At 54.6% G+C, this 25,732-nt stretch carries 15 protein-coding genes; 6 read left to right on the top strand and 9 right to left on the bottom strand.

Going from position 1 to position 25,732, the window contains the following annotated elements:
- Positions 1–34: 34 nt before the first annotated feature.
- Complete coding sequence (gene rlmD, locus ACLW56_RS05745; protein ID WP_330982845.1) at positions 35–1,333, bottom strand: 23S rRNA (uracil(1939)-C(5))-methyltransferase RlmD; 1,299 nt, start codon at positions 1,331–1,333, stop codon at positions 35–37.
- 58 nt (positions 1,334–1,391) lie between these two features.
- Between rlmD and barA the strand changes: the two genes are divergently transcribed.
- On the top strand, positions 1,392–4,139 hold the full coding sequence (barA, locus tag ACLW56_RS05740) for a two-component sensor histidine kinase BarA (protein WP_330982844.1): 2,748 nt from the start codon (positions 1,392–1,394) through the stop codon (positions 4,137–4,139).
- A 196-nt stretch (positions 4,140–4,335) separates the two neighbouring features.
- On the opposite strand, the gene ACLW56_RS05735 is transcribed toward barA, so the two are convergent.
- From ACLW56_RS05735 to syd, 4 genes are all read right to left on the bottom strand, one after another.
- Positions 4,336–4,779: a flavodoxin gene (locus tag ACLW56_RS05735; protein WP_330982843.1), complete on the bottom strand. Its 444-nt coding sequence runs from the start codon at positions 4,777–4,779 to the stop codon at positions 4,336–4,338.
- Between the two features lie 16 nt (positions 4,780–4,795).
- Complete coding sequence (gene truC / locus ACLW56_RS05730) at positions 4,796–5,578, bottom strand: tRNA pseudouridine(65) synthase TruC (protein WP_330982842.1); 783 nt, start codon at positions 5,576–5,578, stop codon at positions 4,796–4,798.
- On the bottom strand, positions 5,578–5,907 hold the full coding sequence (locus ACLW56_RS05725) for a YqcC family protein (protein ID WP_330982841.1): 330 nt from the start codon (positions 5,905–5,907) through the stop codon (positions 5,578–5,580). The genes truC and ACLW56_RS05725 overlap by 1 nt, the downstream gene beginning before the upstream one ends.
- A 641-nt stretch (positions 5,908–6,548) precedes the next feature.
- Entirely contained in the window at positions 6,549–7,094 is a 546-nt protein-coding gene (gene syd, locus ACLW56_RS05720) for a SecY-interacting protein (RefSeq protein ID WP_330982911.1), read from the bottom strand.
- A gap of 69 nt (positions 7,095–7,163) precedes the next feature.
- Between syd and queF the strand changes: the two genes are divergently transcribed.
- From queF to xni, 5 genes are all read left to right on the top strand, one after another.
- Complete coding sequence (gene queF, locus ACLW56_RS05715; RefSeq protein WP_330982840.1) at positions 7,164–8,009, top strand: NADPH-dependent 7-cyano-7-deazaguanine reductase QueF; 846 nt, start codon at positions 7,164–7,166, stop codon at positions 8,007–8,009.
- A 102-nt stretch (positions 8,010–8,111) separates the two neighbouring features.
- Positions 8,112–9,476 carry a nucleotide 5'-monophosphate nucleosidase PpnN gene (ppnN, locus tag ACLW56_RS05710; RefSeq protein WP_330982839.1) on the top strand — a complete coding sequence of 455 codons (1,365 nt, stop codon included), beginning with the start codon at positions 8,112–8,114 and terminating at the stop codon, positions 9,474–9,476.
- 460 nt (positions 9,477–9,936) lie between these two features.
- Positions 9,937–11,226: an HAAAP family serine/threonine permease gene (locus tag ACLW56_RS05705; protein WP_330982838.1), complete on the top strand. Its 1,290-nt coding sequence runs from the start codon at positions 9,937–9,939 to the stop codon at positions 11,224–11,226.
- Between the two features lie 213 nt (positions 11,227–11,439).
- A complete protein-coding gene (locus ACLW56_RS05700; protein WP_330982837.1) occupies positions 11,440–12,807 on the top strand; it encodes an L-serine ammonia-lyase in 1,368 nt (455 codons plus the stop codon).
- Between the two features lie 110 nt (positions 12,808–12,917).
- Entirely contained in the window at positions 12,918–13,673 is a 756-nt protein-coding gene (gene xni / locus ACLW56_RS05695; protein WP_330982836.1) for a flap endonuclease Xni, read from the top strand.
- A 279-nt stretch (positions 13,674–13,952) separates the two neighbouring features.
- Here xni and recD read toward each other — a convergent pair whose 3' ends face one another.
- The 4 genes from recD to recC all read right to left on the bottom strand — a co-directional run bounded on the left by recD (position 13,953) and on the right by recC (position 25,710).
- On the bottom strand, positions 13,953–15,791 hold the full coding sequence (gene recD / locus ACLW56_RS05690; RefSeq protein ID WP_330982835.1) for an exodeoxyribonuclease V subunit alpha: 1,839 nt from the start codon (positions 15,789–15,791) through the stop codon (positions 13,953–13,955).
- On the bottom strand, positions 15,788–19,330 hold the full coding sequence (recB, locus tag ACLW56_RS05685) for an exodeoxyribonuclease V subunit beta (RefSeq protein WP_330982834.1): 3,543 nt from the start codon (positions 19,328–19,330) through the stop codon (positions 15,788–15,790). The genes recD and recB overlap by 4 nt, the downstream gene beginning before the upstream one ends.
- The gene (gene ptrA, locus ACLW56_RS05680; protein WP_330982833.1) at positions 19,327–22,215 is read right to left on the bottom strand and encodes a pitrilysin; all 2,889 of its coding nucleotides are present in this window, start codon (positions 22,213–22,215) and stop codon (positions 19,327–19,329) included. Before ptrA ends, recB begins: the two co-directional genes overlap by 4 nt.
- 126 nt (positions 22,216–22,341) lie before the next feature.
- On the bottom strand, positions 22,342–25,710 hold the full coding sequence (gene recC, locus ACLW56_RS05675) for an exodeoxyribonuclease V subunit gamma (RefSeq protein ID WP_330982832.1): 3,369 nt from the start codon (positions 25,708–25,710) through the stop codon (positions 22,342–22,344).
- Between the last annotated feature and the right edge of the window lie 22 nt (positions 25,711–25,732).

Here is a 25,732-nt window from a genome sequence, read left to right as displayed (position 1 = left end):
ACCGGGCCTGTCGAAGTCGACAAGCCTTGATTCATTATTTGTGCTCAAACAGCACCATCGACTCCAGGTGCCCAGTGTGCGGGAACATGTCCAGCATTGCCAGACGCTGAATTTGATAGCCTGCGGCCAACAACACCTCGCTGTCGCGCGCCAGCGTTGCCGGGTTACAGGATACATACACTACCCGCTGCGGGGCCAATTTTACGACATGTTGCATCACACCCGGTGCGCCCGCTCTGGCAGGATCGAGTAAAATTTTGTCAAACCCGTTTTTTGCCCAGGCCTGCAACGTGACATCTTCTTCCAGATTTTCATGAAAGAATGTCACATTGGGTAAATCATTGAGTGTCGCATTCTGTTGGCCCTTCTCGACCAGCGCTGGCACGCCTTCCACGCCAACTACGCTTGCCGCCCGCTTCGCCAGTGGCAGCGTGAAATTGCCCATGCCGCAAAACAAATCCAACACGCGATCGCCTGGCTGCACGTCAAGCCACGCCAGCGCGGTGTCGACCATCAGCTGATTCACGCCGTCATTGACCTGAATAAAATCCCGCGGACTGAATGTTAAGCGTAGCCCGTCTGAGTGATAGCAGGGCGCTTCGCCGCTAACCTGTTCAATCGTTTCACTTTGCGGTGCCAGCCACAGCGCAAGCTGGTGAGTATGCGAAAACTGTTCCAGTTTTACTTTATCGGCGGCAGAAAGCGGCGCGGTGTGGCGTAATACCATCAACGGGCCATTATCCGCTTGCACCAGTTCCACATGCCCCAAATGGCGAGCCCCTTTCAGCGAAGCCAGGCAATCACGCACGGCCGGAATGAATGCTTCAAGAGTGGGCACCAAAACGGGGCATTGCGTGACCTCAACGATATCGTTGGAGCCAGCCTTACGAAACCCCATCTGCAAGTGTTGGGTCTTTGGCTGATAATTCAAGCTAAGACGAGCGCGACGACGGTAGCCCCAAGGCGATGCCGAGAGCACGTCATCCACTTCGTGCTTCATCAAACGGGCCAGTGCCGCCTGCTTGCTGCGCTGCTGAAGAGCAACGCTCACATGCTGCTGCTGACAGCCCCCGCACACACCAAAATGGGGGCAACGCGGCTTTTCACGCTCAGAACTGTCGCTCAGACGCCGTTTTACCTGCCCGCGAGCATACTGTTTTTTATCTTCTGTAATCTTAATTTCAGCGCGCTCATCCGGCAGCAAGCCGTTGATAAAAAGCGTTTTACCGTGATGACGCGCGACCCCCTGGCCAAAAGGGTCAAGGTCGCTTACCGTCACGGTTATGATCTCGCGCGTCGTCACGCGGCGTTTTGCAGAGTAGAATTGCGCCATTGTAGAGAGTTTTCTCAAACGTAGAGTGTTAACCCTGATTCTCCCATAACGGACCTCCATGACCAACTACAGCCTGCGTGCGCGCATGATGATCCTGATTCTGGCCCCGACCGTCCTCATCGGTTTGCTGCTCAGCATCTTCTTTGTCGTTCACCGCTATCACGACCTGCAGAGCCAACTGGAAGACGCCGGTGCCAGCATCATTGAACCGCTTGCGGTCTCCAGTGAATATGGCATGAACTTACAAAACCGTGAGTCAATCGGTCAGCTGATAAGCGTCCTGCACCGCCGCCATTCTGACATCGTGCGGGCCATTTCGGTGTACGACGAGCATAACCGGCTGTTCGTGACCTCCAACTATCATCTCGACCCCAGCGAGCTCCAACTGCCGAAAGATGCCCCACTACCACGCCGATTGAGCGTCATTCGCAGCGGCGATTTGATGATCTTACGCACACCCATTATCTCTGAAAGCTATTCGCCGGATGAATCACCCACGTCTGAAGCCAAAACGCCGGTCAATATGTTGGGTTACGTGGCGCTGGAGCTGGATCTCAAATCTGTTCGGCTCCAGCAATACAAAGAGATTTTTATCTCCAGCGTGATGATGCTGTTCTGCATCGGCATCGCGCTCATCTTCGGTTGGCGTCTGATGCGGGATGTCACCGGGCCGATTCGCAACATGGTGAATACCGTCGACAGAATTCGACGCGGGCAGCTTGATAGCCGCGTGGAAGGCTTTATGCTCGGCGAACTCGATATGCTGAAAAACGGCATTAACTCGATGGCGATGTCGCTCGCGGCCTATCACGAAGAGATGCAGCACAACGTCGATCAGGCCACGTCTGACCTGCGTGAAACGCTTGAACAGATGGAAATCCAGAACGTCGAGTTGGATCTCGCCAAGAAACGCGCACAGGAAGCCGCGCGTATTAAATCAGAGTTCCTTGCCAACATGTCACACGAGCTGCGCACGCCGCTCAATGGCGTGATTGGCTTTACGCGGCTGACGCTGAAAACCGATCTCAATTCCACCCAGCGCGATCACCTCAACACCATTGAGCGTTCAGCAAATAATCTGCTGACCATCATTAACGATGTACTGGACTTCTCGAAGCTGGAAGCAGGCAAGCTGATTCTGGAAAGCATTCCTTTCCCACTGCGCAATTCGCTTGATGAAGTCGTCACGCTGCTGGCGCATTCCGCCCATGACAAAGGGCTTGAGCTCACGCTGAACATTAAAAATGACGTGCCGGACAACGTAATTGGCGATCCTCTGCGTCTGCAACAGGTGATCACCAACCTGGTCGGCAACGCCATCAAGTTTACCGAGCACGGCAACATTGACGTGCTGGTCGAAAAACGCTCTTTGAGCAACAACAAAGTGCAGATTGAAGTGCAAATCCGCGATACCGGAATTGGCATTCCGGAACAGGATCAGTCGCGGCTGTTCCAGGCTTTCCGGCAGGCGGATGCCAGCATTTCACGCCGTCACGGCGGCACCGGGTTGGGGCTCGTTATCACCCAGAAGCTGGTCAAAGAGATGGGTGGGGATATCTCCTTCCACAGCCAGCCAAATCGCGGCTCGACCTTCTGGTTCTACATCAATCTGGATTTGAACCAGAATGTGGTCTCCGAAGGCCCAATGACCACGAGCCTGGCCGGTAAACGCCTGGCCTACGTGGAAGCCAACGCCACGGCGGCGCAATGCACCATGGATTTACTGGCAACCACACCGCTGGAAGTGGTCTACAGCCCGACGTTTTCGGCCTTACCTGACGATCACTACGACATTCTGCTGATCGCCGTTCCCGTCTCAATGCGCGATTTGAACATTCATTCAGACAAACTGGCACGCGCACGCACCATGACGGACTTCCTGCTGCTGGCGCTGCCTTGCCACGCGCAGGTGAATGCTGAAGAGCTCAAGCAAAACGGCGCTGCTGGCTGTCTGCTCAAGCCGCTGACGTCTACGCGTTTGCTCCCGGCGTTAACCGAATATTGTCGCAGCAATCACCTGCCGGTCTCCCGGGAAAGCAGCGATCATCGTCTGGGTATGACGGTCATGGCCGTTGACGACAATCCTGCCAATCTGAAACTAATAGGCGCTTTGCTGGAGGATCAGGTTCAGAACGTCGAGCTGTGTGACAGCGGCCAGGCCGCCATCGAACAGGCAAAACAGCAACAGTTCGATCTGATCCTGATGGACATTCAGATGCCGGATATGGACGGCATTCGCGCCTGCGAGCTGATTCGTCAGTTGCCTCACCAGCAGCAGACGCCGGTGATTGCCGTGACAGCCCACGCCATGGCGGGGCAAAAAGAGAAATTGCTGAGCGCCGGGATGAATGACTACCTGGCGAAACCGATTGAAGAGAGCAAGCTGCGTAATCTGTTGCATCGCTATCAACCCGGCATGAGCGCCCCGTTGATGGAGACCCCCGAACCGCAGCCACCGGTCAATATCAATACCACGCTGGATTGGTCACTGGCGTTACGTCAGGCAGCCAATAAGCCGGATCTTGCTCGCGATATGTTGCAGATGCTGATTGCCTTCCTGCCTGAAGTGCGCAACAAAGTGGAAGAGCAGCTTGTCGGCGAGCAACCTGAAAAACTGGTCGATGCCATTCATAAGCTTCACGGGAGCTGCGGCTACAGCGGTGTGCCAAGGCTGAAAAACCTGTGTCACCTTATTGAAGGGCAGCTGCGGGACGGCATTTCTCCGGAGGAGATGGAACCGGAATTTCTGGAACTGCTGGATGAGATGGACAATGTGACCCGCGAAGCGCGGAAGATGCTGGGATAAACAGAGTTGCCCTCTTGCAAGGGCAACGGAGAGTGATGACAAACCTCTAACGAATGAGATTTGTCATAGGGTACTGAATAAAAAAACAAGGAAAATCAATTTATTGATTTTCGGCGATAACCACAAAGAAGGAAAAACCACGCTTTTTCCTTCTTTGTCAGCAGTCTGAGTTGCCCTCTTGCAAGGGCAACGTCTTCTAGCTGAGCAGCGTCGCCCAGTGTTCAACCCAAGGGTTGGAAACAGTTTCGGGCTCAGGATCTTCGCTGGCATCAATCATCAGCATTTCGCCAATGCGCTGCGCGCCTTGTTCCTGCAGCAGCGCGTCAAAACGTTTACCGCCGCCGCAAAAATGGGAATAGGTACTGTCGCCAAGCGCGATAATGCCGTAGCGCAGATGCGGCTGGTACATATCCTGAATGCCCTGATACAGCGGCACAATGCTGTCCGGCAAATCGCCCTGGCCCGTGGTGGACGTGACGACCAGCGCATAGCTGCCCTGATATTTTTCCCAGTCGCCCACTTCGGGATCTTCAAACACCTGCGCCTTGTGACCATGAGCGCTAAGAAGGGTTTGCGCCTCTTCCGCCACCAACAGTGCGTTTCCGTACATGGTGCCGACAAAAATGCCTACGTCTGCCATTACTTTTCTCCCTGAATCATTCAGTTATGATCTCATCCTGACGGTTGTCAGAGGGAAACTCAACCCTTTCAACAGCAGGGAGAAGACCACGCCAGCCGAAATGTGACAATGCGTGCGTCCAGACGTCATCCAGCCCGGCGCGGATAACCAGCGGCTCGCCAGTGAACGGGTGCGTCAGGTGCAGTTCGCTTGCATGCAGCATTAACCGATCGCAGCCAAAATGCTCTGCCGCACTTCGGTTTTGACGCAGATCGCCATGCTTACTGTCGCCGATGATCGGGTGACGAAGATGACTAAGATGGCGGCGTAGCTGGTGCTTGCGGCCGGTTTTCGGCTCCAGTTCGACAAGGCCATAGCGCGTCGTGGGGTAACGCCCGGTTGCCACCGGCATTTCAACCGTGGCAAGCCCGCGATACTGCGTCACCGCTGGCTGCGGATCTTTATCCTCGCGGGCAAATTTATCGGCAATCTTGTCGAGCTCTTCCACCAGCGGGTAATCAAGCACGGCTTCTTCCATCAGCCAGCCACGCACAATGGCGTGATAACGCTTCTGGATCTGGTGCTGTTCAAACTGCTGCGACAGCAAACGGCCCGCTTCGCTGGACAGCCCCATCAGTAAAACGCCGGACGTCGGGCGATCAAGACGATGAACAGTAAAAACATGCTGACCAATCTGGTCGCGCACAGTCTGCATCACCACGACTTTCTCATCACGATCCAGCCAGCTGCGATGGACGAGCCAGCCAGAAGGTTTGTTGACGGCGACCAGCCATTGATCCTGATAGAGGATGTCGAGCATCAGTCGTCAACGCCTGCAAACAGCGCATCCAGTTGCTCAAGCTCTGGCAGAATAATCGCGCGAAAAGGATGGCTGGCCTCAAGGGCAATCTCGTAATACGGCATCACGGCGAAGCTTTGCGGAAGCAGCTGTTCACTGTCGAGAAGCTGGTGCATACGAGGGATCAACACCCATTGCAGCCACTCCAGCGGTTCCAGAGTATCCATACAAAAAGGTTGCGTGCTTTCAAATACGCTGGCGTCTGGCGGAAGATCCTGCCAATGCTGATGCTCGCGTAACTGCGCTTCAATGGCCTGCAAACGCTGGCGGACACTGTCGTGATGAGTCATGGAAACCTCGAAAGAAACATCGAATGAAAATCTGCGGCGGAGAATACCACCAGTGCGGCGAGAAATAAAAAAAGGGAGCACTGTTTTCACAGTGCTCCCGGTTCGTTTCGCAGCAATCCAGCTACTTTTAGTGCTCCCTGCTCATCCGTGACAACTTTTCCTGCGGTCTCCTGACCTGTTCATCCGTAAACCATTGCATCCTGCCCGCACCACCCCGATGCGATTAGACTTATCCGTAAGCGTGTCCTGATCTTCCTGATCCACCGGGCATCCTGACCGGCTCTCGTTCTCCATCCTGGAGGTGTCCTTTGCGCGTCCTACGCTATCCTTTTGCTTTCATCCTGAAAGCCTTCCTTGTCGCACCGTCCTGGTGTATCCGCCTGAAACGTCATCATCCTGATGTTCGTTTCGTTGTCGTGTTCCCTGTCGACGTGTATAGAGTCCTCTATTCCGCATCGTCTTACAAGACTCTTACAGCGAACACGTTAAGATAATCTTCATACGAAACCGTCGAAGGTTCGATATAACTCGTTGATTTATGAAGATTGATGTACAAACGGAGCGACAATATCAGTCTTACACGGGGGCGATCTCTCACAACGTGTGTAAGAGATCTCTCACAAGAACCCCAGGCATATGGATTACAGAACAGGTTCGAGGTAAGTCAGGAAATTCGCAATGGAGGCAGAAAGAGTGGTGCGATTACGGGTGCCGAGTGTTTCAAGAACCACTTCGCCCGTCAGGTTACACACAGAGATAATGTCCAGATCGCTGTCCAGCGTGGCGATGAACAACGTCGGCGATAATTTAAGGCGTTTCTGCGTGACCAAATGACCAATCAGATTTTCCTGCACACGCTGAAAATCTTCCGGGCTCCAGACTTGCAATAACGTCAACTGACGCTCGCCAAACCTGGCTGGCATATCACCCGCAAACTGGGTGGTATAATAAGTTTGCAACGGGGGTTGTACCACAATGTCCAACGCCCTTTCAACCGCTTCGAGCGTTGACGCGGGGCTGAACGGCTGAGGTTGCCAAAAAACAGCCTCCTGGCTGGTCGACACCACACAAGGTGATGGCACGCTGTAAAGATCTTCGCTGCGAGCGGGTGTTCCATCACGCTGCTGCCATGCCGCACAAAAACGTTGGGTAAAAGCTGCTAGGGCTTCTGCGGTTTGTGGTTCCACTGCTTTCTCTCTCCAGGTCAGCCAGGATAAACTCATTCTGATAGTCTACCTGCTTTATGACGGTGAAACATGTCCTCTTATGAAAATCACCAGGCGCTTTCCGGCCTGACGCTCGGTAAATCAACGGATTACCGTGATGTGTACGATGCAACGCTGCTACAACCTGTTCCACGTAGCCTGAATCGCGATCCGCTGGGTCTGCGTGCTGATGCCCTGCCGTTTCACGGCGGCGATATCTGGACGCTGTACGAACTCTCGTGGCTGAACGCCAAAGGCTTACCACAAGTGGCCGTCGGCCATGTGGAACTGAGCGATACCAGCGTGAATCTGGTGGAGTCGAAAAGTTTTAAGCTCTATCTCAACAGCTTCAATCAGACGCGTTTTGCCGATTGGGAAGCCGTCCGCTCCACGCTGGAACGCGATCTCAGCGCCTGCGCGCAAGGTAAAGTGACCGTTGCCTTATATCGACTGGATGAAATTGAAGGTCAGCCGATTGCGCATTTCCACGGCACCTGCATCGACGAGCAGGATATTGAAATTGAAAGCTATGAATTTAGCGCCGATTATTTGCAGGATGCAGCCAGTGGCAAGATTGTAGAAGAAACGCTGGTCAGCCATCTGCTGAAATCAAACTGCCTGATAACCCATCAGCCGGATTGGGGCTCCGTACAGATTCAGTACCGCGGACCGAAAATCGACAGAGAAAAACTGTTGCGCTATCTGGTCTCGTTCCGCCACCACAACGAGTTCCATGAACAGTGCGTGGAGCGCATTTTCAGCGACATCCAGCGCTTCTGCCAGCCGGAAAGCCTGAGCGTTTACGCTCGCTACACCCGCCGCGGTGGGCTGGATATCAACCCCTGGCGCAGCAACACCGATTTCGTTCCCGCCATCGGGCGACTGGTTCGTCAGTAACATAAATCATTGCAAACGACCGTGCTTTTTCTTGTGGAAATCAGGCAGGCAAGGCTATTGTAATCAATAGGGAAGACGATACTCGTCCCGTAAGGAGTTCACTTGATTACACATATTAGCCCACTTGGCTCAATGGATATGCTGTCGCAGTTGGAAGTTGATATGCTGAAAAGCAATGCCAGCAGCGACCTTTATCAGTTGTTCCGCAACTGTTCACTGGCAGTGCTTAACTCAGGGAGTCTCACCGACAACAGTAAAGAGCTGCTTTCCCGTTTTGAGAATTTTGAGATTAACGTGCTGCGTCGCGAGCGCGGCGTAAAACTGGAACTGATCAACCCGCCGGAAGACGCCTTTGTTGATGGGCGTATTATTCGCTCTCTGCAGGCCAACCTGTTTGCCGTCCTGCGCGATATTCTGTTCGTTTACGGGCAAATCCATAACACCGTCCGTTTCCCTAATCTCGACCTTGAGAGTTCAACCCACATCACCAACCTGGTGTTCTCCATCCTGCGTAACGCCCGAGCGCTGCACGTTGGGGAAGCGCCGAGCATGGTTGTCTGCTGGGGCGGTCACTCAATTAATGAAAATGAGTATCTGTATGCTCGTCGCGTTGGTACTCAGCTTGGCCTGCGTGAACTGAACATCTGCACCGGCTGTGGCCCGGGCGCGATGGAAGCGCCGATGAAAGGTGCGGCGGTCGGTCATGCTCAGCAGCGTTATAAAGAAGGGCGTTTTATCGGTATGACTGAACCGTCCATCATTGCCGCTGAGCCGCCTAACCCGCTGGTGAACGAATTGATCATCATGCCAGATATCGAAAAGCGTCTGGAAGCGTTCGTCCGTATCGCCCACGGGATAATCATCTTCCCGGGCGGCGTCGGTACTGCTGAAGAGCTGCTTTATCTGTTGGGCATTCTGATGAACCCGGCAAATAAAAATCAGGTACTGCCGCTTATCCTCACCGGCCCGAAAGAGAGCGCCGATTACTTCCGCGTGCTGGATGATTTTATCGTCCATACGCTGGGTGAAGCCGCTCGCCGCCACTATCGCATTATCGTAGACGACGCCGCAGAAGTGGCGCGTCAGATGAAGAAAGCGATGCCGCTGGTGAAAGAGAACCGCCGTGATACCGGTGATGCGTATAGCTTCAACTGGTCGATGCGTATCGCGCCCGATCTGCAACAGCCGTTTGAACCGACGCACGAAAACATGGCGAACCTGAAGCTGTATCCGGATCAGCCCGTGGAAGTGTTAGCCGCCGACCTGCGCCGCGCGTTTTCGGGCATCGTGGCCGGGAATGTCAAAGAAGTGGGCATTCGCGCTATCGAAGAGTATGGACCGTATAAAATCCACGGTGACAGCGACATGATGCGCAGAATGGACAACCTGCTGCAAAGCTTCGTGGCGCAGCACCGTATGAAGCTGCCTGGCTCGGCATACATCCCTTGCTACGAAATTTGTTCCTGATTTATCAGCAGTTATCTGCGTAACACCCAGGGCGGCCTATAGGTCGTCCTTATCTTTTGCCTCTCAAACCTCGATTTATCGCTGAATAAAGACGATAAATATTCACAAAAATTATGCCACATCACATAAAACTGCTCTTTTCGTCACTTTCACCCGAATAATATCTGCTTTAAGCCTCCCCTCACCGCACTGACAATGCTAGCCTGCGCGACCTTAAATCCCAATTTGGTACAAAAAACCAGCCTGATGGTCTGGAAAGTCACGACATGAAAGTGTTTTATCGCATTTGCGATCATGATCACTGATACATTGATGAGTTAAATGTATCTTTCCGCCCCCAGAGAGATACGGGTAAAAATCATAAGAAACGCCCGTTTTACACGAATTTATTTTACCGTCAGCCACTTATTCATTGTATTTGACTAAAAAACTGACAATTTGCTTCCTCCAGGAGATACAGATGGAAACCACTCAAACCAGCACCCTCGTTTCGGCAGAAAGCCGTAGCGGATGGCGTAAGACGGATACTATGTGGATGCTGGGCCTTTATGGCACCGCGATTGGCGCAGGCGTGCTGTTCCTGCCAATCAACGCCGGGGTTGGCGGACTGATTCCGCTGATCATCATGGCTATCCTTGCTTTCCCGATGACCTATTTTGCTCACCGCGGCCTGACTCGCTTTGTGCTGTCCGGTAAAAATCCGGGCGAAGACATCACTGAAGTGGTGGAAGAGCACTTCGGTATTGGCGCAGGTAAACTGATTACCCTGCTCTACTTCTTTGCGATTTACCCGATTCTGTTGGTTTACAGCGTGGCAATCACCAACACCGTTGAGAGCTTTATGACTCACCAGTTGGCGATGACTCCGCCGCCGCGCGCCATTTTGTCGCTGATCCTGATTGCCGGCATGATGACTGTCGTGCGTTTTGGCGAGCAGATGATTGTGAAAGCGATGAGCATCCTGGTGTTCCCGTTTGTGGTGGCCCTGATGCTGCTGGCCTGCTACCTGATCCCACAGTGGAACGGTGCGGTGCTGGAAACCCTGTCTCTGAACAGTGCCAACGCAACCGGCAACGGCCTGTGGATGACCCTGTGGCTGGCGATTCCGGTCATGGTCTTCTCCTTCAACCACTCTCCGATCATCTCCTCTTTCGCCGTGGCGAAACGTGAAGAGTACGGTCAGGATGCCGAGAAGAAGTGCTCCAAAATTCTGGCCTTCGCTCACATCATGATGGTGCTGACCGTCATGTTCTTCGTGTTCAGCTGCGTGCTGAGCCTCTCTCCGGCAGACCTGGCGTCCGCTAAAGAGCAGAACATCTCTATCCTGTCTTACCTGGCGAACCACTTTAACGCTCCGCTGATTGCGTGGATGGCACCAATCATCGCGATGATCGCTATCACCAAATCCTTCCTCGGCCACTACCTGGGCGCGCGTGAAGGTTTCAACGGGATGGTGATTAAATCTCTGCGTAGCCGCGGTAAAACCATTGAGGTTAGCCGTCTGAACAAGATGACTGCTGTGTTCATGCTGGTGACCACCTGGATTGTGGCGACCCTGAACCCCAGCATCCTCGGCATGATTGAAACGCTCGGCGGCCCAATCATCGCGATGATCCTGTTCCTGATGCCGATGTATGCGATTCAGAAAGTCCCTGCGATGCGCAAATACAGCGGCCACATCAGCAACGTGTTTGTGGTCATCATGGGCCTCATCGCCATCTCCGCGATTTTCTACTCCCTGTTCGGTTAATTCCCCGAGCCGCCTGCCGGCGGCTTGATCTTACTGACAAAGAAGGAAAAAGCGTGGTTTTTCCTTCTTTGTGATTATCAGCCGAAAATCAATAAATTGATTTTCCTTGTTTTTTCTCAGATGGCATATACCCGTTCCATACAGGCATGAGGTTTGTCATCAGTCTGGGGCCACCCTCCGGGCGGCCCTTTTCTTTATAGCAATGGACGCATCATGATCAGCGTATTCGATATTTTCAAAATCGGCATTGGTCCTTCCAGCTCACACACCGTGGGGCCAATGAAAGCGGGCAAGCAATTCACGGACGACCTGATTGCACGCGGGATCTTAAACGACATCACCCGTGTGGTGGTCGATGTCTACGGCTCACTTTCTCTGACCGGGAAAGGCCACCATACCGACATCGCCATTATCATGGGTCTGGCGGGTAATCTGCCGGATACCGTCGATATCGATGCTATCCCCGCTTTTATCCAGGACGTGAACACTCACGGTCGCCTGCTGTTGGCGAACGGTCAGCACGAAGTCGAGTTTCCTGTCGATCGGTGCATGAATTTCCATGCCGACAATCTGTCTCTGCATGAAAACGGCATGCGCATTACTGCGCTGAACGGTGAGAAAGCGGTCTACAGCCAGACGTATTACTCCATCGGCGGTGGCTTTATCGTTGATGAAGCGCATTTCGGCCAGAGCAACAGCGCGCCGGTAGAGGTGCCATATCCGTATAAAAATGCGGCCGATTTGCAGCGTCACTGCCAGGAAACAGGGCTTTCCCTTTCCGGCCTGATGATGCAGAACGAACTGGCGCTGCACAGCAAAGAAGAGCTGGAACAGCACTTCGCCGCAGTATGGGAGGTGATGAAATCAGGCATTGAGCGCGGGATCACCACGGAAGGCGTGTTACCGGGAAAACTTCGCGTCCCTCGCCGTGCAGCAGCGCTGCGTCGCATGCTGGTCAGCCAGGACAAAACCACCAGCGATCCAATGGCTGTTGTCGACTGGATTAACATGTTCGCGCTGGCGGTGAATGAAGAGAATGCGGCGGGTGGTCGCGTGGTGACTGCGCCAACCAACGGTGCCTGTGGCATTGTTCCGGCTGTGCTGGCCTACTACGACAAGTTCATTCGTGAAGTGAACGCGAACTCACTGGCTCGCTACATGCTGGTCGCCAGTGCGATTGGTTCACTGTACAAAATGAACGCCTCTATTTCTGGCGCGGAAGTGGGCTGCCAGGGTGAAGTCGGCGTTGCTTGCTCGATGGCCGCGGCGGGTCTGGCGGAGCTGCTGGGCGGAAGCCCCACGCAGGTTTGTATTGCCGCGGAAATCGGCATGGAACACAACCTTGGGCTGACCTGTGATCCAGTGGCAGGTCAGGTTCAGGTGCCTTGTATCGAACGTAATGCGATTGCATCGGTGAAAGCAGTGAACGCCGCACGGATGGCTATTCGCCGGACCAGCGAGCCTCGCGTGTGCCTCGATAAGGTTATCGAAACCATGTACGAAACCGGCAAGGACATGAACGCCAAGTACCGCGAAACCTCTCGCGGTGGCCTGGCGATGAAGATTGTCACCTGCGATTAAGCCCCTTGAGATGCCTCGTTTTGCGAGGCATCTTCCCGTTTTTGCAGCTCACATAGCCTCATCTTTCCCCGGATGTTACCCTAAGCGCCTTGCTATCAAGGAGGGTACTCATGGCCGTACATCTGCTTATCGTCGATGCACTCAATCTGATTCGCCGTATACACGCGGTTCAGGGTTCCCCCTGCGCTGACACCTGCCTGCACGCACTCGAACAGCTCATCGTGCACAGCCAACCGACGCACGCCGTGGCGGTATTTGATGATGAAGCCCGCAACCAGGGCTGGCGGCATCAGCGCCTGCCGGATTACAAAGCCGGACGTTCCCCGATGCCCGATGATTTACACGCTGAGATGGATGCCATCCGCAGCGTCTTCGAAAAGCGCGGAGTGCCTTGCTGGGGGTCGACAGGCAGTGAAGCAGACGATCTCGCGGCCACCCTCGCGGTGAAAGTCGCCAGCGCAGGCCATCAGGCCACTATCGTTTCCACCGACAAAGGCTATTGTCAGCTACTATCGCCAACCATTCGCATCCGTGACTACTTCCAGAAACGCTGGCTGGACGCGCCGTTTATCGCCCAGGAGTTTGGCGTAAAACCAGAACAATTGCCGGATTACTGGGGGCTGGCGGGGATCAGCAGCTCGAAAGTGCCCGGTGTAGCAGGCATTGGGCCGAAAAGTGCCACGGAGCTGTTATCACAGTTCGCAACGCTCGAAGCGCTGTATGAGCATCTGGATGACGTGCCGGAGAAGTGGCGTAAGAAGCTGATTGAGCATAAAGAGATGGCGTTTATCTGCCGGGAAGTGGCGACACTGCAGACGGATTTACAGCTGGACGGGAATTTGCAGCAGTTAAGGCTGCAGCGGTAACCCCTTATATGTTTAACGTCACTTCAGTTACCCGCCATCAGGCGGGTAAACTGTCACGGTGTTTGACCTGATGTCACAACCTGTCCACCCTCTGGGCCTGTAAGCCCGTCTCTTACAAGGCCGGGAGACATGAAAATGGTCGGGTATTCTTTCGTCGGCGTCGATATCGTCAAAGAGGCTTCTGGCATATTTATCAGCCCGTCAGGCCAGTTCCTGCATCTGGAAAATACCCCGGTCAGATATCAGCAACTTCTTGCAGCCACTCTTGAGCTCAAGCTGTTACCCCATCCTTGCAAACAACGCTGCCAAACCACTTCGGCGCTCTGTTTTCACCGTAATGGCTTTCGCCAGCAGCGTTTCATCGGCATACATCGACAACTGCTCTTTGGCACGGGTTATCGCGGTATACACCAGCTCTCGGGTCACTACCGGGACATGCTGAGAAGGCAAAATCAACGCCGCATGTTTGAATTCAGACCCCTGAGATTTGTGCACAGTCATTACCCAGGCGGTGTCGTGCTCCGGCAAACGGCTGGGCTGGACTGATTTGATACTGCCATCCGGCATGGGGAACCAGACGCGCAGGCCGTTTCCTCTGTCGAGCGCGATGCCAATATCCCCGTTAAACAGCCCCAGCGCGCTGTCGTTGCGGGCAATCATCACCGGACGACCTTCATACCAGCGAGAGTGGCGTGAGAGCTGAATGCGACGCTTACGCGCCAGCAATTGCTCGAGCTGCTCATTCAACCCCGCGACACCGTACGGCCCCTCGCGCAATGCGCAGAGCACCTGATAATGACTAAATGCTTCCAGAATGTCCGCCGGTTCCGCTCTGGCTTTTAAGCGATCCAGATAGTCGGCGTAGCCCTGGAAGGCTTCTTCAAGCATGATTTCGTAGTCTGCCGTTGTGCGCAGCGACTTTAAAGCAATGTCAGAAAACCCTTGGGCGAACACGTTTTTCATCGCCTGCGCATCGCCTTTATTCACGGCTCTGGCTAACTGACCGATGCCGGAATGGCTGCCGAAACGGTAACTTTTTTGCAGCAGGCACAGGCTGTCTCGCAGTGCTCCCGCTTGTGTTCCGCTCCCCGCAGGCACTGGATAACCTGTCAGCTCGCTCAATTCTTGCGCGCGCTCTGACGTATAGCCTTCATTCACCCAGGCGCAGATATCACCCAGCACCGCGCCAGCTTCTACGGACGCTAGCTGATCGCGGTCACCGAGGAAAATGACTCTTGCATGAGCAGGCAACGCCGCAATAAGTCTCGCCATCATGGGCAAGTCAATCATTGAGGCTTCATCCACAACCAATACATCCAGATGCAAGGGATTGCCTGCGTGATAGCGCAGGCGCTGGCTACCTGGCTGGGCTCCAAGCAAGCGATGCAACGTTCCTGCTTCAGTAGGCAGAAGCGCTTTCTGTTCATCGGTGAGCGGCAGCTGACGCAGCGCTGCACCCAGTGATTCAGTTAACCGAGCGGCAGCCTTACCGGTTGGTGCGGCGAGGCGAATACGGCATTTTGGCAAGCTGTTAGTCTGAATCAATGCGCCCAACAACTTCGCCACTGTAGTGGTTTTCCCGGTGCCAGGGCCACCAGAAATGACCGAAATCCTTCGCGTTAACGCCACAGCGGCGGCCACTTTCTGCCAGTCTGTCTCTGCGCAAGCAGGGAAAAGCGCGGCCAGCGCATTCTTTAGCTGAACGTGATCGCCAACAGAACCGGGCTCAGACTGCGTGAAGAAGCGGGCAATCGTTAATTCATTGTTCCACATGCGATTGAGGTACAGCCGCCCTTCACTCAACACCAGCGGCGTGGCATCAGAGCCATCACTCACGGCAGGCGAGGCCTGCAATCGCGATTCGATTTCGCTCACTGGTTCAGCCAGAGCAAAGAGCTGCCGCCATAACGCCTGAGCACGTCCACTCGCTTGTTCATCTTCATGAAAGCGTGAAAGCGGCAAACAGACGTGCCCTTCCCCGGCATCACGGCTCAGCAGCGCGGCAGCCAGCAAAACGGCAGGATGGTCATTCTGCGCCACCATCAACGCAAACTGGACGTCGAGCGGACGCAGCAGTTTTTGCTGAGCGGCCTCCAGCAGCAACGTTTCCATCGTCATGACATCACCTCCTGTGACACGCCGGAAAAGAGCGCATCCAGACCGTCGATCAGTTCTCGTGTTGGACGAGTCGAGAATACGCCTTGCCCGCTTTCCCCTCCGTCAACGCCACGCAAAAACAGATAGATAACGCCGCCAAAATGGCTGTCGTAATCGTAATTGGCAAGGCGATGGCGCAGATAACGGTGCAGCGCAAGGCTATAAAGCTGATATTGCAGGTCGTAGCGATGAGACTGCATCGCCTGAGCCATCGCGGCCTGGGTGTAGGCTTCGCTGTTTTCACCCAGCCAGTTTGATTTGTAATCGAGCAGGTAGTAACGCCCGTCATGACGGAAAACCAAATCGATGAAGCCCTTCAGCATGCCGCTCACCTGGCGGAATTCTAGCGGCGGACAAGGTGCAGAAAGCGAGTCATGCTGGCGAATCAGCGCGTCCAGCGCCTGCGGCACCAGCAGTTGTTCAATCGGTAAATAGAATTCCATTTCGACCTGTTTGTCGCGCGCCGTTAACTGGCTGAGCGATATGCCCGGCCCCGCTAGCGGTGTTTGCAACACGGTCGCCAGCCATTGCGTTAGCACAGGAGTCCAGTGAGCATCAAAGCCATTGCGCTCCAGTTGCTCCTGCATCCAGGCTTCTGATACCGGCTGCGTAAAATCAATCTCTTCAAACAGGCTGTGCAAAAACGTTCCCGGCGAGGCTCCGCGCGGGAAGGTATGCGGCGTCAGCTCAGGCTCTTCAGGCACATCGGTGACACCGGCGGCATCAATATCAAGGCGTGGGAGCAAATCCTGCGCGGCACTGTGCCCACGCTGCTGCAAGCCGGAATAACTGGTGACGCGCCAGTCATCAACGATGCGCCTTTGCATCTCTTTGGCCTGCAATTCCGGCATCTCTGGCGCAATGGGCTGCCAGCGCTCGGCAGCAGGCAACGCCGGGATCTCCAGCGAAACATGTTCATTGCAGAGCTCACGCAGGCAGGCTTCAAGCCCAGCGGCATCTTTAGCTTCACTTTTTTGCACCAGACGTCCAATCGCGCTGTGATGCAGTTCAGTGTCCGTTGCTTTGTCACTGCGTCGAGGGCTGAGCGGGGCAATGCCAAGGCTGCAATGCCAGATAGCACGCGTCAGGGCGACGTACAGCAGGCGTAGATCTTCCGCCAGGCGTTCGGCCTCGGCCAGCTCCAGACTCTCTTCGGCGTTATGCAAATCCAGCACCGCTGCGAAGGACTGTCTGTCGTGATAAAACGCCTGATCCTGTTTGCGATAACGTGCAATAAACGGCAGCCAGACCAGCGAATATTCCAGCCCTTTCGATTTATGCACGGTGACGATCTGCACCAGATGCTTGTCGCTTTCCAGACGCATCTGCTGACTGGAAGACCCGCTGTCAGGGTCACCGATTTGCTGTGCCAGCCAGCGCATAAGCGCATGTTCACTTTCCAGTTGGCCCGCCGCTTCCTGTAACAGTTCGCTGAGGTGCAAAATGTCGGTCAGACGACGTTCACCCCCCTGCGTCGCCAGCAGATTTTCGGCGATGTGTCTGGCGGCCATCAACGCACGCAGCATCGCCATGACGCCGCGCTGTTGCCAGAGCTGACGATAACGGCTGAACTCTTCCACCAGTTCATCCCACGCCACTTCATCCAGATTGAGTTTTTCAATGTCCTGGGCATTCAGACCAAACAGCGAACTGGCCAGTGCACTGCGCAAACTGGTCTCACGCTCTGGCGTTAGCACGGCCTGCAGCAGCCACAGTAATTCCTGTGCTTCCGGCGTTTCGAACACGCTGTCGCGGTTGGATAAATACACGGAAGGAATGCCAAGTACGTTCAGTGCATCACGCACCTGAGCCGCTTCCTGGCGGTTACGCACCAGCACGGTAATGTCCGATGCCTGAACCGGACGCGACTTATCACCCCGCCACAGCAAGGCTTCACCACGCTGCCCGGCGCTGAGCCAGTCCCGAATTTGCCCGGCGCAAAGTTGCGCCATAAAACTTTGATAATCCCCCGCGCCAATATTGGCACCAGGCATCAGCCAGAAGCTCATGGCCGGTTGATTTTCGCCTTTTAGCTCGAACCGCAGTCCCTGATTTTTCGGGGCGGATTTTACCGGCAAAAAGGGGATATCCCGGAACATGAAAGGATTGTCGGTCGTGCTGAATAATTGGTTAACGCTCTCGACAACGCCCGGCGCTGAGCGCCAGTTGGTATCCAGCGTGTAGTGCGCTGAGACATCGCCACGGGCACGCATGTAGGTAAAAATATCTGCGCCGCGGAAGGCATAAATGGCCTGTTTTGGGTCACCAATGAGCAATAATGCGGTGTCTGCCTGTTGGCGCCAGATACGGCGAAAAATGCGGTACTGCTGTGGGTCGGTGTCCTGAAATTCGTCGATCATCGCCACCGGAAAACGTTGCCGGATAGCGGCAGCTAATGCCTCCCCGCTTTCGCTTTGCAGCGCTTCATCCAGACGGCTCAGCATGTCGTCAAAACCGAGTTCGCCGCGGCGACGTTTCTCTCTCGCCACAGCCTCACGAATTTCAATCATCGCGCGGGAGATAACCAAATCATTGAGCGAGGGAGGCGCAGCCAGAAGATCTTCAATGGTTGAAAAGAGCGGATGTACCGGCGGCGTTCCCCCCTCTTTGGTGCGCGAATACAGGAACGATTGAGCAAATTTCTCCAGCGAATCCGGCAGCTGGTAGCCGGTCTGTTCTTCACTGGCCCACGCGCTAATTTTGTCGATCCATTTTCCCTGATTGCCGCGATTGAACTTGCGACGATCGAGATCGGAATTCTCCAGCAGATCGCCAATTTCACTCACAGCCGCCAGCCACTGGGCTTTGATCCCGGCGATCTGTTCAACTATTTGCTGGTGACGGGCAATCAGCGTTTCATCGGAAGGCGGGGTTTTCAGCTGTGGCGCTTCACCCTGAAGGTAGCGATCGATAGCTTTGAGCAGATCCTGCGGCCCTTTCCAACTGGCATGAACGGCTTCAGCCACTTCGCGAGGCAGAGGATAGCAATGGCGACGCCAGAAATCGGCACAGGCCTGGAAACGTAAGCGCGATTCATCTTCGATCAGTTGCTGTTCAAACAGCATGCCAGACTCAAACGCATTGAGGCTCAGCATGCGCTGACAGAAACCGTGAATGGTAAACACCGCCGCCTCGTCCATCTGCCGCTCGGCAAGCAGCAAGACTTCGGCAGCTTGTTCGCAGTCAGGAATTTCGTCAAGAAGGCTGGCATAGAGAGGATTGTCGGTGCTGTTTCGCAGACAGGCGATGCGCAGTTCGTGAATGTTGCTGCGGATACGGCCGCGCAATTCTTTGGTAGCGGCCTCGGTGAACGTTACCACCAGCAACTCTTCAACATTCACAGGACGGACAAAGGCGGCCTCGCCGCCCAGTCCGAGCAACAGCCGCAAATAAAGTGCGGCGATGGTGTAGGTTTTTCCGGTGCCCGCAGAGGCTTCAATCAGGCGCTCACCAATAAGCGGTAAGCGCAGGGGATTTAAGGACTCGGCGGTCTCGGTCATTCATTCTCTCTCATCAGCGGCATGGTTTGCTGCAACGCGCTGACGCTCTTCCACACTTTCCAGCCTTTCGGGTGCACGTACCCGGCTTTCCCGTTCTGGCTTCCGGAGACCTGTGAAAGGACCGTCATACCCTGCGGCTCCACCACCGTCTGATGGAAGAAATCGGCAAGTTTTTGCGGCGTCAGCAGTTTAATCTGAGCCACTACTTTATCACGTGAATCAAACTGCATATTACCGCGATCGAAATCTTTGCTGAGCTTCGAAGCTTCATCACCTAACGTTTGCGGCGGCTGCAGCATTTGGGTGATCACCGCCTGCTGAATTTGAGCGAACTCTTCCGGCTTCATTGCGCGCAATTTGGCTTCCGCCGTGGGGAAGAAGGCTTTAAAGCGCTTCCACAGAAAATCTGGCTGCTTGTCGTTACTTTGCAGCAGGAAGCCCATGCCCCACTGACGCCCGATGCTCATCGGGAAAGCAAACACGGCATAGCCAAGCTGTTCTTCCGTACGCAGTTGATTGTAGAACCACGGTTGAACGATTTGCCCCAGCATGGCGCTGGCTGCGGAACTGCTGAACTCGTCGGCATTTGGCGGCGCAAACACCGCTGCCAGTGCAGAATCACTGCTGCTGCCTGCTTTCTCAAAGAGGGCGTTTTGCTTTTTATCCACGACCACATCTTTGTTGCGACACCATTCGGTACCGTGTGCATTCAGTTGCTTCTGCACTTCACGTGCAAGTTTGATGGACTGATCGGCCGTCATGTTACCGACAACCATGAATTCCGGGCGAGCCCCCGTTTTTAAACTGTCTCGCCAGGCCAGCACATCTTTAAGCGTGATGGATGGCAGCAGTGCCCGGCGTTCTTCACGCTGGAAATACGGCACCTGAGAAAGCATCTGAATGGGCATGATGGCCTGGTCAAAGGCTTTGCCTTTCTCAGCAGAATCCATCATTTGCGTGTACCAGGATTTCGCCTGCTCCAGCTGCTCTTCGGTTGGCTGGTAGCTGAAATATCCCTGAAGCAGCGCGTCAAACAGCTGCGGTAAACGTTGGGTATAGCCGTTCGCGTTGACCATCAGGCCATTATTAGCCCCCGTCGAGAAGCTGATACCACCGACCGCAGCCTGGTTACTCAGTTGGTCCAGTGCAATCCCCGCCAGATAATCGTTGAGGGCAAACATCACCTGATTACGAGCGCTGTCCATCGCATGCGGGTTACGCAGCACGAGAGTGACATCCGCTTTCGGCTCACTGGCGAAATAACGGCTTGGGGTATACACCACACGCAACTGAGGTTCATCCACGATAAGCTGTGGCTTCTCGGTGACTTTTTCCGCTTTAATCAGCGAGAAATCATCCGGAATATAAGGGTTGAGCGTCGGCAGTTGCAGGGCAATTTTCCCGGCTTCCTGCTGCCACTGAGCAAACGTTTTGTCGTCAATTTTATCGACCTGATACGGCGCATCGACAAAGTAAGCTGTTTTGTTATGCGGTTCATTCGGGCTGATGTACCAGACACGCGCATTCTGCGGCGTCATCATCGCCAGACGATCGTGGATCGCTTGGGCATCGTAGTGATCGGCAATATTGACTGCATCCAGCGTGTGCTCAACCGGCACACGGATCATGGTGTCAGCCAGCCATTCGACGTAGTCCATATCGCGGTTGATCGACGGATAGCGGAAATCCAGATCCAGCACATGCGCCAGCTCATCGAAATAGGTTTTGTCGATGCCTTTTTCACGCATCAGGTTCAGATAGCTGAAGATCGCCGCAACGACCTGATCACGGTGCGCAAGGCCTTTATCCGTTAAGGTCGCGGAGATCGCCAGCACGCCGCTGTTGCCGTTCACCACCGGATCGGAATCCGCGCGAATACCTTCAACCAGCCCTTGCTGCTGCAGCCAGTCGGACAGCGTTCCCGGGCTACGATTGCCAATCAGGTAGGTCACCAGTTCGTCAGTTTTACTGCGGAATTGATCGGTGTTGTTGTCGATACGGAATTCAACGCGCAGGACTTTGCGCGGTACCGCTGGCACGTAGTGAATGATGATGCCTTTCTGAGCATCAGTGACAACAGGCACGGTAATTTCCGGACGGGTTATGTTCTTATCCGGTACACGTCCCCAGGTTGCAGCAGCCATTTTCGCCAGTTCCGGCAACGGTTTATTGCTGTAAATCACCGCTTTCATCAGGTTGGCTGAGTAGTATTTATCGCGAAACGCCAGCAGCGCGTCCAGCACCGGGCTACCCGGTTTGTCGCTCAGGGTTTCAAGATTACCGCCAGAGAAGCGCGCGCCCGGATGCTTCGGGTTGATGGTTTCCGCGCTCACTTGCGCCATACGCATACCGTCACGGCTACGGGCCATCGTCAGCTCAGAATTGACGGCGTTACGCTCGCGGTCTGCATATTTTTTATCAAGCAGCGGTTCGGCAATGGCATCCGCAAGCCTGTCGACAGCCCCTTCCAGCGCATCATTTTCGACTTCGAGATAGAACGCGGTGCGATACGGCGCAGTACTGGCGTTGTGGCTCCCGCCGTGCATTTTTAAATACTCGGCAAGGCTGTCAGGCTGCGGATATTTTTTGGACCCCATCAGGGTCATGTGTTCCAGAAAATGGGCCAGTCCTGGATGGGTATCCGGATCTTCAAGTGAACCGACAGGAACCACCAACGCGGACAGGGATTTTACGGCCTGCGGATCAGACACCAACAGCACCACCATGCCATTATCCAGCTTGATAGCCTGATACTGACGTGGATCTTTTTCGCTTTTGCGGATGGTCTCTTGTATCGGTTGCCATCCGGTGTCGGCCTGACTTAACGGTGCCCAGAGGGCGAACAACAAGATAAATACGGCATGTAACCAGGTGCTGCGGGGCATTCACGGACCTCATCATTAACAAACTTCAGGGCGGCTCTCAATGGCAGCCTCACTGGTGAACATCAGTCCGTGACAAGTTGCGCATAATAATGGAAAGCGAATTATTGCGCAATTTTTATACAGTACTTAAGCTTGGTTGAAGCGAAAAATGGGGGCCAGATAACGTTCGGCCTGCGCAATGATCGCGTCGTAAGTTTCCGGTTCCAGGGTACGCCATAAGCGCTGATACCACACATCGGCCCCTTCGCCATTCACCATCATTCCGCCTTCCCAGGCTTGTATAAACTTGCCACGAGCTTTTTGCTGTGTCTCTTCATCCCATAAAATGACATTATTTTCGGCGTCGTAACAGGCCTTCAGCCATGCACCTCCGCTTTCGGGCAAAAACAGCAGCGGTTGAGACATGCCCTCCCGGTAGCCTTTCACCAGTTCAGCCAGGTAGAGCAAGGCTTCCTGAGGCGCAAGCGGTGGGAATCGCCACTCGCCTTCTTTACGAAGAAACAGCCTGCTCTCGCCTGTTCCGCCACTCGCACAGTAGACAAGATGCTCCAGCCAAAGTTGCATTCCCTGCGAAACGTTCTGTAAGGACGGACGCCAGCGTAACAGACCGTCCGACTGTACCTGCGGCAGCCATCCGGTAATGTTGACGCCGTCACAGTGCAAATCGATTTCCAGACTTTTCGCGGGCTGGCGACAGGCATTCACTCTGTCGGCCAGCGCCTGCATTTCCTGACGCTGGCTGTCCCAGGCTATTTCACCAAATGCGCCGTAGGGCAGCTCACCGGCGGCACGGAATCGCCTGAACATCAGGCCTGCATCCTGTTCATCCACCAGCGTATTGACCAGTTGTTGATTAAGCTGGTAGCGGGTCAGCCCTTCCAGGGTGAAGGGTTCCGTTTCGGGGATCTCATTCTCTTCGGTGCGGAAATTGACCTGCAAGCGCATCTGGAAAAAGGCTCGCACCGGGTGCAGCCAGAAGCGCTGCAGCTGCTCAAAGGGCAAGGATTCAAATGCTAACGGCGGCAATGGCTGGATAAAATCACCGTGCGCTTCGCCCTGCTGACTCGCAGCCGCCAGCCACTCATGGGCATAGCTTTGGCTTTCCGTTGGCTGGAAATTGGCAGCATCGAACGGCATGCGGGTGTGCAATTGCGTGATGTGTTGTTTGACCTTCTGCTCGCTTTCATCGCAGTTCAGTGCCTCGTCGCCATTCAGGCAATGGCTCTGACCAATGTAGTCGACCAGTTCCTGAACCAGCACCGACGGATAGCGTTCGCTGTTGTCCTGAATCGAGCGGCCGATGTAGCTGATGTAAAGTTTTTGTTCGGCGGACATCAGCGCTTCCAGGAACAGATAGCGGTCGTCATCACGACGGCTACGGTCGCCACGAACCGGTTTCTGACTCATCAAATCAAAACCAAGCGGGGCAAGCGCACGCGGGTAGATACCATCATTCATCCCCAGCAGGCAAACCACTTTGAAAGGAATCGAACGCATCGGCATCAGGGTACAGATGTTCACCGGTCCGGCGAGGAAACGCTGACTGATGCGCTCCTGGTCAAGACGCTGCGCTAACTCATCGCGCAGCAAAGACAGCGGCACGGTTTCGCCGTAATGCGATGCCAGCCCCTGATCGATGATTCCCTGCCACTGCTGTTCAATCAGCGCCAGTGCAGCCTCGGTGTCTGTATCTGGAAGGTAAAAATCGGTGAGCATTTCCCGGCAAACGGGCAGCCAGTCCGCGAGGCTTCTCTCCTCCACCAGCGTTTGCCGCCACTGGTTCAGTTTCATCAATAACGACGCCAGATGCCCCACCAGCTCCGCAATCAGACCGCTCGATTCATCGTAAGGTAATACGGAATGCCACTCGCCCTGCGCGCTTTCCATGGCATAGCCCAACAACATTCTCGTCAGGCCAAACTGCCACGTGTGCTGCCCGGTTGCTGGCAGTTCCCACTCCCGCACGTTGTCATCATCCAGACCCCAACGGATGCCCGATTCACTCACCCACTGGCGTAAATAGCGCAGCCCTTCTTCGTCGATGTTGAAACGCGCCGCAATCACCGGCACGTCCAGCAACGCGAGCACATCTTCACTGGCAAAGCGGCTATCCGGCAAAGAAAGTAAGGTGATAAAGGCCTGTAAGGCAGGATGAGACTGACGGGCACGTCTGTCCGATATTGCCCACGGCACATACCGCTCGCCGCTCGCGCTGCCAAACACCGCCTGAATGAAGGGGCTGTAGCTGTCGATATCCGACACCATCACAATGATGTCCCGCGGGGTGAGCTCAGGATCGGCTTCCAGCATTGCCAGCAGCCTGTCGTGCAAGACTTCCACTTCACGCTGTGGGCTGTGACAAACGTGGATCGTCAGGCTGCGATCGTCAGGATCTAATGTTCGTTTACTTCTGCTGTTCGCAAACTCTTCCGCCGTACGTCCGGCGATAGCGTGATTCTGCAGTTCGAGCACATCGTACTGCAGGTTATGCAGCAGATTGTCAGGCTCAATATCCACAAACGCATCCAGCTCCTGATAGCGTTCCAGCCCGGCAAGCAGGTAGATGTAATCCCGGCCCAGTTTGCCCCACGAAGCCAGCATCGGGTTGCCGATATCCTGTTCGCCTTCGGCATTGAAGAGAGCAGGCGCTTGTTCCGCATCACGAAACAGTGGTAATTCACGCTGTTCCCGATGATGTCGGCGCTGGCGTGCCATCAGTTTTGCCAGGAAAGCCGGATCTTTGATGTCGCCCCAGTAGTAACGGCAAGGGTTGGTGAAAAGGACATAAACATCAACGTGTTTGCCTAATGCCTGCAACGCCTGAAGATACACAGGAGGAAGCGCGGAGATCCCACAAATAAAGACGCGAGACGGCAGCCCAGTCGGTGGCTGGTCGCTGTTTTCCAGAGCCGAAATAAAACGCTGGTAGAGGTTGGCACGGTGCCAGAGCGGCTGATCCAGCGCGGCAGTATGTTCCACCAGCGCTTTCCATAAAGGCGCCTGCCACAACTGTGCATCGTCGATGCCATCAACAAGCTGATCGGCTTCCCAGCGAGTCAGCCATTCCGGACGATAAACCAGGTATTGATCGTAAAGATCCGCCACGCGCGAGGCCAACTGGAAGAGCTTTCGTTTATCGCTGTCTTCCGCCAGGTAGTGACGCAACGGCGCAAACGCTTCAAGTTCGAGCATCTCTGGCAGCAGTGTCATTAACTTCCAGCTCATGCTTTGCTTGTTGAAGGCACTTTGCTCGGGGATATCAGGCAGAACGCGCACAAACATGTCCCAGATGAAGCTCGCCGGGAGAGGAAAATCGATATTCGCCGCGATGCCAAAGCGTTTTGACAGCGTCATCTGCAACCATTGCGCCATGCCGGTACTCTGTACCAGCACCATTTCAGGCTCGAAAGGGTCGCTGAGCCGGTCCTGCTCAACAATAAACTCCATCAATGCTTCCAGCACATCCAGACGGTTGGAGTGGTAGACCCGTAACATATTCGCTCCTGACGCTCGCGGT

The organism is Pantoea sp. sgz302252, from assembly GCF_047713085.1.
Taxonomy (GTDB): Bacteria; Pseudomonadota; Gammaproteobacteria; order Enterobacterales; family Enterobacteriaceae; genus Scandinavium.
Note: the sequence above shows the minus strand (reverse complement) of the source record. Positions and strands in the feature narration are given on the sequence as shown.

Bases quoted from the DNA above. Each gene is read 5' to 3' on its own strand.
- ACLW56_RS05725 (WP_330982841.1), bottom strand. From the start codon at position 5,907: ATGACTCATCACGACAGTGTCCGCCAGCGTTTGCAGGCCATTGAAGCG.
- ptrA (WP_330982833.1), bottom strand. From the start codon at position 22,215: ATGCCCCGCAGCACCTGGTTACATGCCGTATTTATCTTGTTGTTCGCC.
- barA (WP_330982844.1), top strand. From the start codon at position 1,392: ATGACCAACTACAGCCTGCGTGCGCGCATGATGATCCTGATTCTGGCC.
- rlmD (WP_330982845.1), bottom strand. From the start codon at position 1,333: ATGGCGCAATTCTACTCTGCAAAACGCCGCGTGACGACGCGCGAGATC.
- truC (WP_330982842.1), bottom strand. From the start codon at position 5,578: ATGCTCGACATCCTCTATCAGGATCAATGGCTGGTCGCCGTCAACAAA.
- xni (WP_330982836.1), top strand. From the start codon at position 12,918: ATGGCCGTACATCTGCTTATCGTCGATGCACTCAATCTGATTCGCCGT.
- ACLW56_RS05705 (WP_330982838.1), top strand. From the start codon at position 9,937: ATGGAAACCACTCAAACCAGCACCCTCGTTTCGGCAGAAAGCCGTAGC.
- recB (WP_330982834.1), bottom strand. From the start codon at position 19,330: ATGACCGAGACCGCCGAGTCCTTAAATCCCCTGCGCTTACCGCTTATT.
- ACLW56_RS05700 (WP_330982837.1), top strand. From the start codon at position 11,440: ATGATCAGCGTATTCGATATTTTCAAAATCGGCATTGGTCCTTCCAGC.
- ACLW56_RS05735 (WP_330982843.1), bottom strand. From the start codon at position 4,779: ATGGCAGACGTAGGCATTTTTGTCGGCACCATGTACGGAAACGCACTG.
- queF (WP_330982840.1), top strand. From the start codon at position 7,164: ATGTCCTCTTATGAAAATCACCAGGCGCTTTCCGGCCTGACGCTCGGT.
- recC (WP_330982832.1), bottom strand. From the start codon at position 25,710: ATGTTACGGGTCTACCACTCCAACCGTCTGGATGTGCTGGAAGCATTG.
- recD (WP_330982835.1), bottom strand. From the start codon at position 15,791: ATGACGATGGAAACGTTGCTGCTGGAGGCCGCTCAGCAAAAACTGCTG.